Origin of the sequence: Lactobacillus colini, from assembly GCF_017874575.1 — a bacterium.
GTDB lineage: Bacteria > Bacillota > Bacilli > Lactobacillales > Lactobacillaceae > Lactobacillus > Lactobacillus colini.
Genome location: NZ_JAGGLU010000001.1, coordinates 314744 through 333706, shown reverse-complemented (window position 1 = coordinate 333706; position 18963 = coordinate 314744). Strand labels below are relative to the sequence as shown.

Sequence of the window (18963 nt, the reverse complement as noted above, 5' to 3'; positions counted from 1 at the left end):
TTAGAATCTATTTTTAAATATCCAAAAAGCATCCTTGCCACACAAATGCTTTTATTGATTATTCAAAATACCACCAAGCCCAACGGTTAAATTTTTCATTAGGCAATAAGGTAATTTCGCTTAAGTCACTACCACTTGTTGGTGGACATTGTGCTTCTAATGTCACCCCATCGTACTGACCGATATTACTTGCTACCCCTGTATTATTAAAGTGATTGCCAGTATAAACCACGATTGCAGGAGCGTTAGTAGACATAGTCATTTGATATTTTCTAGTGGTTAAAGTAGCTGCTGGACGATTACATCCTAGAATAAAAGGATGATCAAGACCGTTGCGAAGCTTTATCTGATCATCATTAGAATCTAAGGCCTCTGATATCCTTTTACCTTGCGTAAAATCAAAAGCAGTTCCTTTTAAACTTTCCATTCCTGCAATTGGTAATCCATCTCTACTTACTGGTAAGAAATAGTCTGCACTAATATTCATCCAAACATCTCTAGCACTCTTTTCTCCTAGGGTAAAGTAGGTATGATTTGCAGGATTAAAAATAGTCATCTGATCACTAACTGCTTCTAATTTATAAAGGAGACTATTGTCATTATCTAATTCATAACTAGCAGTTAATTTCATATTTCCTGGAAAGCCATTATTACCATCTGGATCAAGTAGAGTCAGCACTACTTTAGCAGTATCTTTTCTTTTATCTAATCTAAAGTCCCAAACACGCATATCAGTTCCAATGCCACCGTGAATATGGTTTTCGCCGTCATTTTTAGGTAATTGTACAGTAGCATCACCATGCTTCCACTGACCAGATTTAATTCGCCCACAAATTCTGCCAACAGTCCCACCTAGGAAATTACGCTCCTTAGAATAATCACTAGGGTGTGGCAATGACAGAATCATGTTTTCACCCTTAAAAATAACTTTTTCTAATGTAGCACCATAGTTTAGAACTTTTACCTCCATCCCTTTATTATTTTTCAAGGTAATCTCGCATAAATCTTTACCATCTTTTTGTCCGTATTTTATAAAACTAGTTTTCATTTATTATATTCACCATTTCTTTTCAGTAATCGCTTTCAATTACTAAGTATAATCTTTTTTAGTACTTTAAGAAACGCTTATAAATAAAAAAGTAGATTAGCACTGTTACTAACCTACTATATATTCATCTCTAAATTATATTTTTACTTCCAAAATTTGCTTAACAGAAATCATACTATCTTGTCCTGATTCATTTTTAACGAGTAAGAATTTATTTAGTTTATTAGCTTCTGTTAATTGCTGAAGATACTTAGCTACAGCTTGGAAGTTACTAAATTGATCACTAGTATAAGTCCCAGTTTCACAAACAAACTTAACCATAAACTTATCATTAGTCTTAATTTGAATAGGTTCGACAGTCTTAACTTCAACTTGTGATTTAGTTTCATCTAGAGTAGCTTCTTGATCTTCTTCTAGCTTAACCGGCTCACTGACTGATTTAGGAGATTCAGTTGGAGCGAGACTACTTGTAATTTCTTTCTTAATTGGTGTTTCTTGATGTTCATGTTCCGCTTTAGTCTCTGAAGTAGGAACAGGGGCAACCTTGTCAGTTTTATCCTCAGACTTAGCTGACTGTTCTTCCATTTTAGCAAGCAAGTTACGTTCAAATTCTCTATCACTAACAGGCTTAGTATCCTGAGCCCTAGGAATAGCAATCACTTTTTCCTTAACTTGACGAGAATATGCATGCTTAGCAGCTTGAGCACGTTCAAGGGCACTCTGGGCTTTTTGGCTAGTGTGTTTAAAATGCTTCTCCACTTGATCTAACACCTCTGGACGATAATAACGATGTTGCTCATCATTGTTATCAATAAACGAATACAGAATATCACTATTATTAGGAAGGCTAACTTGTAGATAATTCTTAACTACCTCTATATCTAAATCGAGCTTCTTAGAAATTTCCTTAGCAGTTAATCCGTAGTATTCATCGAAGTTATCTTCAGTTACATCAACATCTTCACGAGAAATGACTTGTTGCCAATGTAAATATTTACCAATTAAATCATAGTCTTTAGCTGGAGTATAGAAGAATGAATTCATAATCCAACCATTTAGTAATTGGGTTTCTTTTGGTAGATCGTAAGTCTGATGAGGGGTTAAAAGCTTAAACTTAGTTAGTTCATTAGTTCTTAAACTATTAATATCACCCTTGAGCTTAAATGATATCTTGTCGCCCTTTCTCAAAGTGCCTAGACTAATTAATGCTTCATTAAAGTCAAGTGTCTTACGAGCGCAGACAATCCGCCCGATCGGATTAGTAACTGACTCCAAGACAATCTTAGGAACAAGTTCACCATCTTGCTCATAGACCCTAAAGTCGTTAATAGTTGCAGTATACAAGACTGGCTCATCTATTTCCTTAATTGGAGTATTAGAACTACTATCTTGCAAACGTTCAAAATAATGTACATAGCGGCTTGGCTGATAAGTTGCTAGGACGTGACCATGTTCTCTATTGGCAAAGATACGGATATCTTTATTTTCTCGGTAATTTTGTAAGGTAATATCGGGTATACCGCTATTGTCTAGCTTTAGCACCCAATCATCACCATGATCGTAGTTACTGGTAATCACTTGTGATTTAGGGGAATTAATATTCTTAGTATAAGAGACTAAGATACCACCAGCACGAATAACTGTTGAACCTAAACCAAACTTCTCAACTGAACCGCCTTTACCAGAATATTGCATGACGCGACTAGTGGCTTGGATAACATCCCCTATCCCTAAAGTTAACTTAGGTCCATTCATCAAGTAACGAATATTATTGACGTTTAACCAAATATGGTGATCCAGCATTTCTTTTTCACCAGTTACTTCATTTTCAAAACAAAACTTATCTATTAAGACTTTACCGTCTATTCTAGTCGAATCACTACCAGTAGGCATTGAAATATCTGCTACAACACCAGTCCAGTTAAACCATTGTCTTAAATAATAATATGGCTTAATTAGTCGATGGTCAGTAGCGCTGTAACGATATTTATTCAAAAAATTCTTTGCAGTAAATCTTCTTACTCTATTTAATTCATGACGTATACCTTTAGACTTAACTTCCTCAGCTGTCGCAAACGGAATTGCAATATCATCATCATTAAACTCCACTTTCTCAACACTTCGTGATTTTTTTAAATTATCTTTATTACGCTGATGCAATAGATTTTTCAATTTTTTATTATTAACCATAAAACTTCTCTTTTCTAAAAATAAAAATAAAAAATATACTATAAATTAATTATAGCTTAGAAATTAAAAGTATTGTGGATTTTTACCCAAAATAAAAGAGAATGACTTATGCCATTCTCTTCTACTAGTTGTTTAAAAATTAATCTTACTTGCAGAAACCCAATTATTTGTCCAAGTAATCTTGTAGTAAAGTTTACCATTAATTACAAGTTTTTCATTAAAATGATACTTCTTGCCCGCAACTACATAGTGACCGTTTCTTTTGCCACTTCTATTATTAGTAGCAAATTTTTGACCAGCTTTTCCTTTAATTAAAGCAGTAACTTTAACTGCTTTAGTCTTAAGGTGAGTGTTTGCAACACGGACATATTCATTAGTGCCGATCTTGTAATAAGTCTTGCCTTTGATAGTATATATCTTACCTTTATTTAAAACTTTAATTGTATTTCCACGCTTAATTGATTTAGGTAATAAGCCATTTCTAACTAGTTTGCCAGTCTTCTCATAAACTAGAGCATTATGAGTCAGTTTAATAGACTTAGCAGTTTGTTTTTTAACATTTCCGACTTTAACGAATTGGTTTTCTCCTATTTGGTAGAACTTTTTACCATTAATAGTTACAAATTGGGCGTTATTTTGAGCGGAAATAGTTTCACCCTTCTTTAGAGTGATATTCTTACCATTAGACTTAATTGCATTACCGTCTTTGTCATAAATATAAGCATTATGGGTTAGCTTAAATTCCTTAGATGTAGATTGCTTATCTGGAATAACTAGTTCTGCCTGGGATGCAGCTAATTCTTTCTCAGCATTAGTTAATGCAGCTTGAGCAGATGATAGGCTAGCTACTGCTGCATCATAATTGGCTTGTGCTTGAGCGACGCTATTATCAGCTTTTTCTTTAGCTGGAGCAAGTTTATCAAGTATATCTTGGTCAGACTTTAATGTTGTTTGAGCTTGATCTAAGTTAGCTTGAGCGCTAGCTAGGGTATTTTTAGCATTGGACAAGTTCTGTGCTGCATTTAAAAGAGCATCCCTCTTAGCAACAATATTTGTCAGTTCACCTTGAGCTTGCTTAACTGCAGCTTGTTTATTAGCAATATCTTGAGCCAAACTAGTTTGAGAACTTTGTGCTGATTTAAGTGTTTCCTGAGCTTGATCTAATTGCTTTTGAGCTCCTTCAACTTCACTTTGAGCTTGCTTTTGACTAGCTAAAGCATCACTTAAGATAGCGGCTTTTTGCTCGTTAGATGCGGTGAGATTTGCTAAGCGTTCTTGAGCATTATTTAGGTTCTTTTGCTGGGTAGATAAGTCCTCTTTTTGCTTATTAATAGCATCTTGAGTCGCTGCAATTGCTTGTTGGCTAGCTTCTACGCCTTTTTGAAGGTCTGCTAAGTTAGCTTGTAAGATAGCAATATTATTTTCAACTTGAGACTGGCCATTCTTTGCATTTGTCAAAGCTTTTTCAGCATTAGCTACTCTCTGCTTAGCTGCATTTACTTTATCTAGTTGATCAAGATTTGTAATATAGTTATTAATTAATTCAACATATTGTGAAACGGGTACTGTACTTGATTCTGAAACTCTATATGAGCTTGTTGCATCATATACAGTATCTCCATCATACCTACCTAACCCAAATGAAGCTAATTTTGGATCTTGAATATTTAAGAAATGCCCAACTGAATAGTATTCATTCGAGTGTTCCTTGTAAAATCTATAGGTGTCATCTAAACCATAACTCCAATCAGGATGTTCAGCTACATATTGCTTCCATGTTGCTTCTTCACTCATCCATTGGTCTACAGGGTAATCTGGATCGCCGGCTATATTTTCAGCGTCGCTCATACTCCATTTCGAGTGAGATATATTACCTATTTTTTGATAATCAGCATTTAAAACCGCAGTAGCAACATCGATGAAGGAAACGTTCAACGGCTCGCGACCATGGCTTGTACGAGCTGCATTTACTTGACTATAAAACTTTAAAGTATCTTTAACGAGATCTATATTAGTGGCATCATCTTTAGCACCAATATTTACAACTTGTCCATACCAATCAGGTCGATTGTATGTACCCATTACTATATCGTAAGCTTCTTTAGCATTTGCTCTTTGTGCTTCACTTAAGCTAGTATCTTGAGATAAAGATTTAAATAAACCAGCAATCCCAGTAGTCTTATTAGCTTCAATTTCTTGAATTAATTTTGTCAATTCTTCTTTAGCAGTATTAACTTGTTTTTGTTGTGAAGAAACATTCTCTTTAGCACTAGCCAGGTCTTTATTAGCGGCATTAATTTTTTCTTTAACGTCAGTTACCTTATTTTGATTATCTTTTAGTACATCATTATTATGTGCTAAAGTATCCTCATTTTGTTTAATAGCATTGTTAAGGTTATTAATATTATTCTGATAAGTATTGATAGCTTGTTTAGCTTCATTAATACCAGTACCATTTAGGGCATCTTGAGCATTCTTAACTTTAATATCAGCTGCAGATTTAGCTGCTTGTTTAGTTGCTAAATTATCTTGAGCTGACTTAACATTGGCCATAGCTTGATCAACAGCTTGTTGCTTAGAGGAGAGCTGTTTTTGAGCTTGAGATACAGCTGACTGCTTATTAGTAATGTCAGCTTTTTTATCTTCAACAGCTTGTTTAGCCTTGTTAATATTAGCAGGATCTTCTGCTTCGTTTGCTACTTGTTGAGCAGCTTTAACCTTATCTTCTGCTGCTTTAACAGCTGACTGTTTAGAAGCAACATCATCTTTGTCTTTTTCTACTTTTTCTTCTTGTTTATTATAGGCAGCTTGCGGTGCTTGAGCGTCAGCTTGGGCATTGTCTAATGCTACTTGGGCTGCGTCAACATTTGCTTGAGCATTAGCCACATCTTGTTTAGCTGAATCAACTGCTTCTTGAGCAGTTTGTGTAACTGATTTAGCTGCTGCACTAGTATTATTATCTACTACGTCCGCTTTAACTGTATTATTAGCTGAGTTGGCACTTGTTAAAGCGACAGTAGTTAAAGCTACGGCTGTTAAGCTGGTAATTGTAATTTTTTTCATTGTTTCCTCCTGATAAATCAAAAAAAATGATTAAATTTGTAAAGCTATTATAAAACTTAATATTATTTTATGCAACCGCTATCATAAAAATGATATTAAGTTTAATATGGATTATAAATGCTAAAATATTAATATTCTGAGCTTATATATTATTTAAAAAATATAGTTTTATATTCAATTAATCATGCACTTAATGATGTTATTTAAAAGTGAATAATTTAACATTTAAATTTTAAGCATTATTAAATAATGACTAACTTAATTGATTTCTATTCTTATAAAGATTAAAATTTTTTTCGTTGACATTATAAGTATTAAGGGTGATTTTATGACAAATATTGTTTTATTGGGTGGCAGCGGATATATTGGAACTAATGTTGTTAAATACTGGCGTCAGAAAGATCCTACTGCTCAATTTTATATTGTCTCTCGTCTGGGAAAAAGTGAAATCTCTGGAGAAAACATTCACAATATTCGTGCTGACGCAGCTAATTTTGAACAAACTGATGAAAAATTACCTTCTCAAATCACCTATATCGTTGACTTAATTGGTGGTTCTGAAAAAAATCCTGATAAGTTTAAGCAATTGAATGAACTTCCTGCTCAAACGATGATGAAAATTGCTGAAAAGCATCATGTTAAGGCAATGGGTTTTATTAGTGCAAGCATTGGGAATAAACAATTAGTTAAAATTAAACAAAAAATAATAAAAATGTTAAATACTAGCGACATTCCGCTTGCTGTTGTCACGCCCACTGTAGTATTCGGCGAGGGCCATAAGGGGAGGATGGCTGCCATTTTAGATATTATTGGTATCTTCTCTAAAAAATATAAGCCAGTAACAGTAACTGAAATAGCCGGTGAATTAGTAAATAAAGTAGTTAAAGCTGGACACAAAAGAACATCCCTACTCTAGGAATCTTCCTGAGAAGGGATGTTCTTTTTGTTTATATATTTTAATTTATGTAAAGTTAGCTTTATTTACTAGGTTCATAATCCTTATCAATAATCAAAACTGGCTTAATAGTCTTACCTGATACTGAATCTGCATCTGCTTGATTGATATCTTCAAAGTCATAGAACTTCTCAGTCTTTTCAAAATCAAACATACCTAACTTATTGAAAGCAATCAATCTTGGGATATCAATTTGAGGAATAGCATCACCCATGTTAACGCCAATTACCTTGCGGTCATTAGTACATAGGTCATTCCAAGTTGAAAATTCTAAATTATTAGGGGTTACGGCAATTGCTGCTAAGGTACCACCTTGAGCCAAAGCGTCAATTCCACTCTTCATTACTGCAGATACACCAGTAGTATCTACAGCATAATCAACACCATAGCCTCCAGTTAGTTCCTTGATCTTAGCAACTGGATCTTCTTGCTTAGAATTAATTGCATCGGTAGCACCAAGTTCTTTAGCTAGTTCCAAACGTGAAGGTACGATATCAACAGCAATTACCTTAGTACAGCCAGAGATTTTCCCAGCCATCATTGCTGCAAGACCAACTGCACCAGTACCAAAAACAGCAATAGTTTGACCTGGGCGTGGCTTTAAGGTGTTAAAGACGGTTCCAGAACCAGTAATATAACCACATCCTAGAGGACCAACCTTACGTAAGTCGACATCGTCATCAACTTTAACACAGTTTCTTTGATTAGTTACAGTAGTTGTCGTAAATGAAGATTGGTTAAACATATCAGAAATGTGTTTGCCGTTTTCCTGGAATTGATCTTCACCGTCAAATCTTACACCTGATAAGTTGTAATCAGCATAGTGGCGGCATTGAGTAGGAATGCCTGATAAACACTTATCGCAAAGACCATCTGCATAGAATGCCATTACAACATGGTCACCGGGTTTAAGATTTTGAACTTCTGAACCCACTTTTTCAACGATACCAGCACCTTCGTGTCCTAAGATTACAGGATAACCTAGAGAAGCGTCACCTTTTCTAATTGCTTCATCTGAGTGGCAGATACCACTAGCAACCATATGAACTTGCACGTCTGTAGGACCAACTTCATGTAAGTCAATATCGTCTTTAATTACAAATGGATCTCCCACTTTTTCAACTACAGCAGCTTTGATTTTCATAATTTTGCCTCGATTTCATTAATAGCTTTTGCTTACATTGTTAAGTTTATCACTAATGAAATCGGTTGCAATATCATTGTGAAATATTTTAAGTAACAAATTGATAGCTTGTTTAATTTAATATTTAGACTTATTCAAAATAACGAATGCCATAATAATTACAATTCCTAGTCCTGTCATAGCAATTCCCCCACCTAAGAAAGCAGCTTGAGCAGTCTTGCCAAATATAGCTGCTACATAGGGTGCAATAAATGAGCCTAAATTAGAACCAACCAAGACGATACCGTTGTTAAGTGGTGCAGTTGACGTAGTTGAATATGCGCTTACTCTGGTGAAAATATATGGTATTCCCATTCCTCCAATAAAACCAGAAACTAAACTTAATAGCATGACAATATTAGCATTATTAGTATAGGCAATTCCTATCATAGTTATTCCGCCAACTATAACAGCAATTGGAAGAATCGCACTTTTTAGATATCTATATGCAAGCCCAAAAAGAGCGCCACCAAGTAATTGGGCAAAACCTACTAGGCTTAATACATTACTTGCAGCCGTAGCAGAACCAATGCCTTGTTCAATATAAAGCAAGGCCATCTTAATCATAGTGATCATAACCAGTGAAAAGTAAGCTAATAAAACTAGCGCCAAACCAGCTACTTTAATACGTGCATGAGGTATAATTTCGGATTTTTCTTTATTTTTATCATTATTTTGCGATTTTTGTGCTTGTAATCCCTCTTTCTCTGGTTGCGGTACAAAGAATGTAAACAGGATCAATACTGGAATAAATAAAAGATATACATAATATGCAGCGTGCCAACTAATATTTAACAATTGACCCGCAAAGAAAGTCATGATTGAGACCCCTATTCCAGCGATTGCTGAGCGCCATCCCATTAATGAAGCCAATATATCACCAGTAAAGAATTCACCTATTAAACTAATCGCTAATGGATTAGCTAAGCCAATCCCAATTCCTAGAATAATTCTTGACATTAAAACAACTACAAAACTATTAGTAAATGCTGGAATTATTGAGGTTATAGCCGCGATAGCTAAACCTAATACAGCTGTTTGTTTTTGACCAATTTTGTTACTAATAAAGCCAGATGTTAAAACGAATATTGTTACTGTAATATTTACTGCAGTAGTGATCATTTCAACATTAGTCATTGATACTCCTGTAAAAGTTTTAGCCATTGCAGGTATTGTGGCAGAAATTGCACTGGCTGCTTGTTCAACGATGTTTAGTGCCATTAAGGCTATTATTAGTAATACTTTTTTCCATGTACTTAACTTTTTATTACTGCTCATGACGAATATCTTCTTTCTAATTAATAGTGTGAGTAATGTATTTCCTAATTAGATATACGGGGGTACAGCTCCACGCATGACAAAAGCTATTAATTGCTAAGCTGCCGTAAGGGGAATCATCTGGCTTATTAGGATCAAATGCTTCCCAAAAAGTGTCAGCACCATAATCGACCATCTTGCCCCAATATTCTTCGATCAGCTTAATTGCATCATTGCTATGATTGCTTTCAAATAATGATTCAACAATATAGTGATACATATAAGGGGTTGCTATATCATGAATTGGAAAGAACAGCTTTATAACTTTGGTCATTAAATTATAGTTTTCCTTGTTAGTTAAAACATGGGCAAGAACCATCCATACTTGACTTGCTAAGTTTATCTCTCTATCATTTCCGCTAATGAATAAGCCTATCTTTTTATCAAATAATTTTTCTTTAGACGATTTAATCATCTTAGTTAAAATAGCTTTATATTTTGTTATATTTTCTTGATCATTTTCAATTTCTACCAATTTAATAAATTGTCTTAAGGCATAAATTAAGATGGCTTGCCCGCAGGTATTACGATCAAAGTTCATGTTCCAGTCTACAAATATGAACCAGTTTTTATCAGGTTCGATGATATAATCCTTATTCAACGTTGTTAAAACTGAATCAAGTTCTTGCTTAGCAACTAAATATAAGTCATCTAAAACTTGCTTATCTTGAAATTGTTTATAGAAATCATACAAAGTTGAAATAAAGAATAAGCCATAATCAAAGAAGAAAGTATCATCAGGAATTGGCTTAGTAAAAGTAAAAATATTAGTAGTGATTCTGCCATCTTCTGCAGGTAAAGCACCAAATAAATATAAACATCTTTCTACTAATTCTTTATTGTTAAACGTGGCATAATTGGCAAGTGCCTGTAAATGCAAATCACCAAGCCATAATCTACGATCTCTTTTAGGTCCATCTTCAAAAACCTGCTGCATACAATCCTGTAAGGTTTTGAGACCAATACTATCAATTTTATTAAGCTTTTTATTCTTTGTATTTACAGGTGTTACTTGATTTAGCTCAACTGAACTTTCTGCAGTAAACACCGGCTTAGAGAACACAGCCTTCCATTTAGGTGAAGTATCAATTACATCTATCGCTACATAGCGACATGAGTAGCGGCGAGGTAAGGCAAGTGTTTGAGGTAAAGTATCAAGGTGAATATATTCATCTTGCAGCCACGATTTACTTATCATTCCTTGGTACCCATCGCTGTCTTCAGCCAACTCAACTGGTAATTCAGCAAACTTTAAATGTAAAAATAATGGGGCGTCCATTGGCGAGCCAAGTGAACTAATATTAATTTTAAAATGTCCAACATAATGATCACCAAAGTCAAAAACTATCCTTTCACCCTTGCCAAAGCTATAGTTAGATAAGCTATCTAGTGATTGATGGCTCTCTTTTGCGCTGAAATTATAAACATTGGTGTTATCGGGAACAATATCAACAAGTCTAGTTGGTGAAATGCTATGTTTAATTAATTGAGGCTTTAGCTTTTCTGCTTTTTCCAATAAATATTGATTATGAATAAATTTTATATTTCTATTTTCTTGAAAATCCATTTTATTCCCTCTCTTTATTATTTCTATCAATATTAATTGTAAGCGCTATCAAAATATAAACAATTTCTTATGATTAGCATTATTCATTGCGTTTTTACAGAAAAATTTACACAAAATAAAAAACTCAATCCATATAAAAATATGAATTGAGTTAAATACGTTATTCTATATATTATTTAATTTTTTATTAGCTTGTATAAAGTGGCTATCATTAGTTGTAAGCGCTTATATTAAGCCTTAAAATATAAAAATGAGGTAGTTTTTATTGCAAGTTTACAGGCATATACACTAATGAAATTTTTAGATAATATTTTATTTCAAGTCGATAACACTGAAAAAGAACAGCTTATAGTAGGTCGAAATATTAACGACCTTGATGATAAGTATACTGAAGAATTTAATCAAGAATTGGAGAGAGACCCCAACGCCATTATACATATGCCACGAAGTTTTTTTGATCATAATCAAGATATCTTAGTTTCAAAGCACCATCGCTTTTCTGTAATGCCGACTCATAAACATAATTTTGTTGAAATGAATTATATTTACTCAGGCAATTGCACTCAATATATAAATGATGAAACTGTTCTTCTTCATGAGCACTCGCTCCTCATGCTTGATAAAAATATATCCCATTCAATTGATTATATGAATAAAGACGATATTTTAGTAAATATTCTTTTAAAAGACGGCAACTCTATAAATTCAATACTTGATACTATATCTTCCTCACCTAATATAGTGACACAGTTTCTCTTTAATGCATCAAAAATTGACAGTATTCACGATAATTATATTATTTTTAACCTAGATAACAACGAGTATGCTCAATACTTGATTGAAAGTCTGATATATAAAGGCTTAGGCAATGACTTAGACAAAAATAATGCAATGCACGCACTATATTCACTATTAGTTCCTGAGTTAGTCAAGTGTGTCCAATCTGAGTTAATCAATTTCAATACTTATAAAAATCAGGACACTGTGCAGTTACTTAACTACATCAACCAAAATTATAAATCTATTACACTACCTCAGTTAGCTAAAAAGTTTAAATATAACTCAAATTATTTAGGGAATAAATTAAAAGTTGATACAGGAAAAACATTCCAAGAATTAGTTGACATGCGTAAGTTTGCCGTAGCTTCTCAGCTGTTGAAAGAAATTCATAAATCATTGCATATATTGTAGGTTATAGTAGTGTTCCTTCATTATTTAGATTATTCAAACGTACTGCTAATGTGACCCCCAACGAATTTAGAAAGCAAAAAAGAAATCATTAAGTTCTATATTCACCACATATGAACCAGCTAGATGAAACTATATTTCCCGCTACCTACTAAGAATTTATTTTTACTTATTTTTTTAACATTAGGATAGGATCGTGCAAATTGTTCAGTATCGCTAACAACAAGTTCTGCTTTTATACCTTGAGGAATTTGGCAGGTATAGATATTGTCTTTTAAGTTAATCATTATATTGCCAGAAACTGTCTGATATTCGAACTTAAAATCAGGTAAAACCTTAATTTTTGGATTAATTTCAATTTGTTTAAAGCCAGGTTTAAGGTTACCTAATCCAATAACTTTTTCGATAATCCAATTGATTACTACGCCCATTGCATAATGATTAAATGAAAAGGTACCTACTTTACCATCAGGCTGGATGCATGCCCATGATTCCCAAATTGTCGTTGCACCATGAACAACTTCATACAGCCATGATGGACAATCTTCATTTAAAAATATTTTTTTAGCTAAATTTTCTTGTCCATTTTCAGTTAATACATCTAATAGATACGGAGTTGCTAAAAATCCGGTATCAAGTCTATCATCATTTTGATGAATTAATTCAACTAATCTATTAAATAACCTCTTTTTTACTTGGCCACTAACCATCTTAAAGGCAATTGCAATAACATAGCATCCCTGAAAATCACTAGTCAATTGTCCATCTTTAACATAGTATTCATTAAATGCTTCCTTAACCTTTTTTGCATAATCAAAATATTTTTGACCATCTGCACCTAAAATTTCAGCAATTTCTCCTAGCAATTCTGAAGTATGAGCTAGAAAGCTTGTAGCAACAATATTCTTAGTCAATTTAGCTGTTTTCATTGGGTCTGGATTCTTCATCATTAAACTTGGAAACATCCAATCACCATAATGAAACTTAGTATCCCATAAATATTTAGTATTATCTTTTTTGTTACTTGCAGCACTTTTTACCGCAAAGTTATGCCAACGCTCCATTGCAGTGAAATTTTCCTGCAAAATTTCTTTCTTACCATATTTTTGATATAGAATATAAGGAATTAGTATTATTGCGTCACCCCAGCCTGCTGAAGATAAACTACCAGTGAATTCAACGCTCTTAAAGAAATCTTTCGGTGCTGGAGAATAGTCTAAAATCTCACCATTCTCTCGTTGGTCTGCGCGCACATTCTTAAGCCACCTACGGATAAATTCATAAGTGTCGTAATAGAACGTTGAGGCACCGGCAAACACTTGCATATCGCCAGTCCAGCCAACACGCTCTCTTTGCGGGCAATCAGTTGGAATTGACAACATATTGCCCCGTTGACTCCATAAGATATTCTGCAGTAAACTATTTACCTTTGGATTCGAAGTAGAAATCCATCCCGTTCTCTTAAAATCGCTATAAATCGCAAAAGCTATAATACTTTTAATATTATCTTCTTTTAAACCAGTAATTTTAGCATATCTAAAACCATGAAAAGTAAAATCTGGTTCAAACGTTGCAACTTCACCGTTACCAATAACGTAATCTTCCTGGTTCTTATTTCTCCCTACAATGTTCTTAAAGAATTTTCCATTTTCATCAAGAACTTCCGCATGTTCTATTTTTATTAATTTATTTTTTGGAAAAGATGCCTTTAATCTAATTCGACCAGCAATAACTTGACCAAAGTCAATGATTAAGCTATTGCTTTCTTGCCAAATCTTAACTGGATTTAGCATTTCTTGGTGCTTGACTTGGGGACCTTCTTGTAAGACTAAGTTATCGTAGCTTTCATCAATTTTAATTGCATTATCATTGAATAATTGATCATTATTGATTAAATCTGGATACCGTAAGTCTTGTCTCTCACCAATGTCAATATCAGCGTAGCGGTGCTTATCGCTACCAACACTAAAGTCGCTGTTAGTGCCGATAATCTTCGAAGTTCCATCAATATACTTAATGTCTAATTCAGCCAGAAGTGCCAACTGATTACCGAATTGATTACTTCCTCCCTGAACACTTATTCTTCCAGCATACCAGCCATCCGCAACAATAAAGTAAAGTATATTATCTCCAAGTTTGAGAAATTTAGTTACATCATAATTTTGATACTGTAGAAATGATTTATATGAAGTATAATCAGGTGCAAAAATTGCATCACTGATTAACTGCCCATTGATATAGCCTATGTAGATACCATGAGCAGTAATATTTAAAGCTGCATGCTTTACTTTCTTAGTTAACTTAATAATCTTTTTAAAAACAACAGGTGGCTTCAATCTTTTATCTGGAGCTTCTTGTTGAATTGTAGCCCCGCTAAACATTTCTGCTAAAGAAAATTCAGGTTCATCATTTACTTTTGCTGTCTTAGCCGTGATCCACTTAGCTTGCCAATTTCTTTTAATACTCATTTTTATTTTTCCTTTGCTTTACTTACAACATTACCTAATCTAGTCACAAAAATTAATATTGCAACACATAGAGATAAAATAATTCCTGAAATAAATTGTCCATTGCCAACTTGAATATGTAAGATAGCTAGTAAAATTGGAGCTAAGGTACCAGCAATAGAACTAATTAAAGAATTCATTGAAATGACAACTGGAAACTCTTCCTGACTAGACAAATTCGATAATTGAAATGGAATTGTAGCATTGATCATTACAATTCCCATGCCCGAGAAGGCATTGCCTAAAACATGCATCCCCATATTATTAAAAAATACAACACATATAAATGATAATGCAAAGGCAATAAAACCGTATGCAATAGTATAATTCTTAGTAAACTTACGAATTTTGCTTAAAAATACAGCTGTTAGAATGCCACCCACATTACCAATTGCTGTAATCAAACCAGTGTAGCTAGTACCTAAACCCTTGCTTGCTAAAACAATAGATTGATTTGCCATAAACATGGTCATTACAATTGAAGTAAATAAGGTAATAAGTAAGTAAACATAAACTAAATTATTAACATGCTTAAACGCTACTCCCAAACTAATTTTATCATTGCTTTTTTGTGCTTTAATTTTTTTATCTTTAGGTACTAAAAAATAAGTAATTAATAAAATTAATACACCTATAACGTATATCCAGAATAGATTGCGCCAATTAGTTGCACCAAGCACTCCACCTAAGGCAGTTAAAGTCATCATTCCAATATTATTAAATCCAACTTGCCATCCCATAACAGAAGCTCTTTCCTCACCTTCAAAATGTTCTTGAACTAAGACAGGTCCCACATTAGTTATCAATCCAATGCCAAATCCCATAGCGATCATACAAGCTAAAATTGTATTTAAATTATTATTATAGAAAATTGGAATTAAACCACTAATTGTGACAAACAATATAGCTAAGATACCAATATTTTTTCTAGTCATTTTATAAGTTAAATAGCTGAAAATTAGCGTCGCTATTATTTGACCTAATTGTGGAATTGTACTGAGCATTTGCACTTTAGAAACAGGTTCACCTGAAAATGACTTGGCAATTGCTGCGATTGCAGAACCAATAACTGACGATGACATTGTCAGTAAATTCATACTCAAAATACCTATCGCTAAAGGTAACTTTTTTCTATTCATAGTTTGTACGCTCCTTTAAAGTATCTCTTATATATTTAATTTGATACTTAAATGTTATTTTGTTGGGAGCGGATTCACAATTAGCAAATCAGAGACTAGTTATCCCCTTTTCCGATATAATTTCTATATTGCTGTGGTGAAATACCCATATACTTTTTAAAAAAGCGATAAAAATATGGTGTACCTTTGTAACCCACCTCATTTGCTATAGTCTCAATTGACATATTAGTAAAAGATAAATATTCTGCCGCTATATTAACTCTCTGTAATTGAACTAACTTAACAAAAGAATATCCCGTTTTCTTCTTTAAAAGTGCTGATAAATAATCTGGATTAAAACCAAAATGTTTTGCCATCTTTGCCAGTGAAATGTCTTTATAATTTTTTTCAATGTAAAGAGCTAAAGATAGAGTATCTATTTCTCCAACTTTTTGATTATTTCTCTGTATTTGCAAATCTCTAGTTTCTGATGTAATCCTAATCAGACGAACTAGTAATTCTAGCAGCTTTAAATGAATAAGCTGATTACTATAGGATTTATGATCAAAATATTCCTTAATTATGTCATTAATAATTGTTATTACTTGAGTATCATGATGCGTTCTAAATAGATTGAAGGCACCATGAATGTTTTCATTTGACAGAGTAGAAAATATTAATGATGGAACAGACTGTGGTTCTTGATTGTGAGTTAAAAAATCAAAATCATACAAAGAAAAAGCAGCCCTCTTTAGAGAAATATTAATTAATATCGTATCTTCAGGAATTTCATCAATTTTATAAATAGTATGACTACCAATAATCAAAACATCATCTTGATTTACTTTTAAAGTTTCATTAGGTGTATGGAATATACACTGTCCCGCAAGAACTACTGTAATCACTACATAATTGTGAATATGATATGGTATATAGCTATTAATTGATTGAGTAGTTATTGAAATCATTTGCTTATTTTCTTTAAATGATTGATCATATAAAGTTTCGAAAAATTGATATATCATTTCCCCATTAACATGACCTACCGTTATAGGATTTAGTTTTTTATTTATTTCTTCCCAATTTTGTTGACGACTATTTTGTCTTAAAAGATCTAGGATTTCCTTATTCATTTAAATCATCCCCTATACTTTCCAACTAGCATAGAACAACCATCCTGCTAAAATTACAGAAAATACCATAGTTATCCAGGCGACAATCTTAAATGACAAGAAGCGAATGCTATATTGCCCTAAATATCCACCAATAAATAAGCCAATAGCCATTGGAATGGCCTTCATCCAATCAACAGATGCGCCAAAGATAAAAATAATTAAAGCAACGAAATTTCCTAATGCACCTACAATATCTTTCATCGCATTAATTGTAAAAAATTCATCATCAGATAAATAATTAATAAATATTAAGTGGATAACACCGGCTGCGGCACCAAAGTATCCAGTATACATGCCACCAATAATTAATCCAATATATGATCCAATGATTCCTAACTTTGTTCTTTTTTTCTTAATTTTGCCAGGAGAATTTTTATTACTTGCAGTTAGTGCGATAGCTGAAGCTAGGATAAAGAATGGGACAACTTTTTCAAATACTTTACCAGGAAATGACAGTAGCAATATACTACCTAGAATTACACCTGATAATAAAAACAAACAATATTTACCAAATTCTAGCCAGTGCCCTTGCATTTTTTTATATGAGGCTAAAAGTACCCCTGGACCTGTAGAAATCAAGGTTGCCGTACTAGTAATATTAGCCATAATTGGATTACATCCGGCAATAAGCAAAGCAGGATATGATACTAATGATGCCATACTTGCAACTGCCGATACTATACCTGAGACAATTCCTGCAATTATTAAAAATATAAAAAGTCCAACAGTTAACATTTACTTTTCATCCTTTCAAAAAAGAAGAACGAAATTACCATTCCGCTCTTCTTTACATAGTACATAGGATTTATTTTTATTAGCAGCTAATCATCTAAGAATCCTTCTCTAGGGGTTACGTTGAAGTATTCGGCGATTTCTTTTAATTGCTTATCAGTAATCTCATCTAATCTATTACCACCCTGGGCTTGAATAGCAGTGAAGATAGTAGCAGCCTTTTCAATGGTTTCGATTAAACCGAAGCATTCGTCTGGGCTATCTCCTACGGCAAAGATACCGTGGTGAGGCCACATAACTACCCTATATCTATTAGCAATTTTCTTTGCTGTATGTTCGCCAATGATTGTTGTACCAGGGGTTTCATAAGGAATAATACCTAATCCTTCAGGACAAACAGGCATGCTCTCTGCTTGCATCTTCCAGATAGTCTTTGAGAAGTATTTTTCATCAAGTGGCTGAGTAAATGACATTGCAATTAAATTAGTAAGGTGACAGTGCATTACTACACGCTGCTTTGAGTCTAACTTTAATCTAGCAATGTGTGCCATAAGGTGGGTTGGAAATTCACTAGTTGGCTTAGCACCATCAACATAACCCCAAACGATTTCTCCTTTTTCACCATCATTACTGATTCTGACTAATCCCAAATCTTCTTCAGTGCTTTGAAATACGTTTCTAAAATATCTCCCCGTGCCTGTAACCAAAAAGTATTGCCCTGCCAAGGCACTTGCATCAAAGCCAAGGTCAAATGTTCTTTTAACTTCTTTAGCATCATCATATTCTTTCATTTCTTCAGGAGTAATGCGAATGCTCATATTACCGCCATTACGTTCATCCCAACCATTGTCATAGCTTTGACGGGTGATGTTTTTCATATCTCTAACAAAAATTGAATCCTTAAATTTGGTCATTTTAGT

Annotated in this window: 13 protein-coding genes; 2 read left to right on the top strand and 11 right to left on the bottom strand. The window is 33.5% G+C overall.

Features of this window, described 5'->3' with window-relative positions; all coding sequences use genetic code 11:
• Positions 1–58: 58 nt before the first annotated feature.
• The 3 genes from J2Z60_RS01585 to J2Z60_RS01575 form a co-directional block, all read right to left on the bottom strand.
• A complete protein-coding gene (locus J2Z60_RS01585; protein WP_209685718.1) occupies positions 59–1048 on the bottom strand; it encodes an aldose epimerase family protein in 990 nt (329 codons plus the stop codon).
• A gap of 135 nt (positions 1049–1183) precedes the next feature.
• Positions 1184–3238, bottom strand: a complete 2055-nt coding sequence (locus J2Z60_RS01580; RefSeq protein WP_209685716.1) for a caldesmon family protein — start codon at positions 3236–3238, stop codon at positions 1184–1186.
• A gap of 132 nt (positions 3239–3370) precedes the next feature.
• A complete protein-coding gene (locus J2Z60_RS01575; protein WP_209685714.1) occupies positions 3371–6301 on the bottom strand; it encodes an SLAP domain-containing protein in 2931 nt (976 codons plus the stop codon).
• 328 nt (positions 6302–6629) lie between these two features.
• Between J2Z60_RS01575 and J2Z60_RS01570 the strand changes: the two genes are divergently transcribed.
• The gene (locus tag J2Z60_RS01570; protein ID WP_209685712.1) at positions 6630–7217 is read left to right on the top strand and encodes an NAD-dependent epimerase/dehydratase family protein; all 588 of its coding nucleotides are present in this window, start codon (positions 6630–6632) and stop codon (positions 7215–7217) included.
• A gap of 61 nt (positions 7218–7278) precedes the next feature.
• Here the strand turns inward: J2Z60_RS01570 and J2Z60_RS01565 are convergent, their stop codons facing one another.
• From J2Z60_RS01565 to J2Z60_RS01555, 3 genes are all read right to left on the bottom strand, one after another.
• Positions 7279–8400 carry an NAD(P)-dependent alcohol dehydrogenase gene (locus tag J2Z60_RS01565; RefSeq protein ID WP_209685710.1) on the bottom strand — a complete coding sequence of 374 codons (1122 nt, stop codon included), beginning with the start codon at positions 8398–8400 and terminating at the stop codon, positions 7279–7281.
• A gap of 117 nt (positions 8401–8517) precedes the next feature.
• On the bottom strand, positions 8518–9717 hold the full coding sequence (locus tag J2Z60_RS01560) for an MFS transporter (RefSeq protein ID WP_209685708.1): 1200 nt from the start codon (positions 9715–9717) through the stop codon (positions 8518–8520).
• Between the two features lie 16 nt (positions 9718–9733).
• The gene (locus tag J2Z60_RS01555; protein ID WP_209685706.1) at positions 9734–11323 is read right to left on the bottom strand and encodes an alpha-L-rhamnosidase-related protein; all 1590 of its coding nucleotides are present in this window, start codon (positions 11321–11323) and stop codon (positions 9734–9736) included.
• Positions 11324–11614: 291 nt separating this feature from the next.
• On the opposite strand from J2Z60_RS01555, the gene J2Z60_RS01550 reads away from it, so the two are divergent.
• The gene (locus tag J2Z60_RS01550) at positions 11615–12514 is read left to right on the top strand and encodes an AraC family ligand binding domain-containing protein (RefSeq protein ID WP_209685704.1); all 900 of its coding nucleotides are present in this window, start codon (positions 11615–11617) and stop codon (positions 12512–12514) included.
• 119 nt (positions 12515–12633) lie between these two features.
• Here the strand turns inward: J2Z60_RS01550 and J2Z60_RS01545 are convergent, their stop codons facing one another.
• The 5 genes from J2Z60_RS01545 to rhaD all read right to left on the bottom strand — a co-directional run bounded on the left by J2Z60_RS01545 (position 12634) and on the right by rhaD (position 18957).
• Positions 12634–14979: a family 78 glycoside hydrolase catalytic domain gene (locus tag J2Z60_RS01545; RefSeq protein WP_209685702.1), complete on the bottom strand. Its 2346-nt coding sequence runs from the start codon at positions 14977–14979 to the stop codon at positions 12634–12636.
• Between the two features lie 2 nt (positions 14980–14981).
• Positions 14982–16157: an MFS transporter gene (locus J2Z60_RS01540; protein ID WP_209685699.1), complete on the bottom strand. Its 1176-nt coding sequence runs from the start codon at positions 16155–16157 to the stop codon at positions 14982–14984.
• 95 nt (positions 16158–16252) lie between these two features.
• Positions 16253–17269, bottom strand: a complete 1017-nt coding sequence (locus J2Z60_RS01535; RefSeq protein ID WP_209685697.1) for an AraC family transcriptional regulator — start codon at positions 17267–17269, stop codon at positions 16253–16255.
• 12 nt (positions 17270–17281) lie between these two features.
• Positions 17282–18046, bottom strand: coding sequence for a sulfite exporter TauE/SafE family protein (locus tag J2Z60_RS01530; protein WP_209685695.1), 765 nt, complete (start codon positions 18044–18046; stop codon positions 17282–17284).
• Between the two features lie 86 nt (positions 18047–18132).
• A complete protein-coding gene (gene rhaD / locus J2Z60_RS01525; RefSeq protein ID WP_209685693.1) occupies positions 18133–18957 on the bottom strand; it encodes a rhamnulose-1-phosphate aldolase in 825 nt (274 codons plus the stop codon).
• Between the last annotated feature and the right edge of the window lie 6 nt (positions 18958–18963).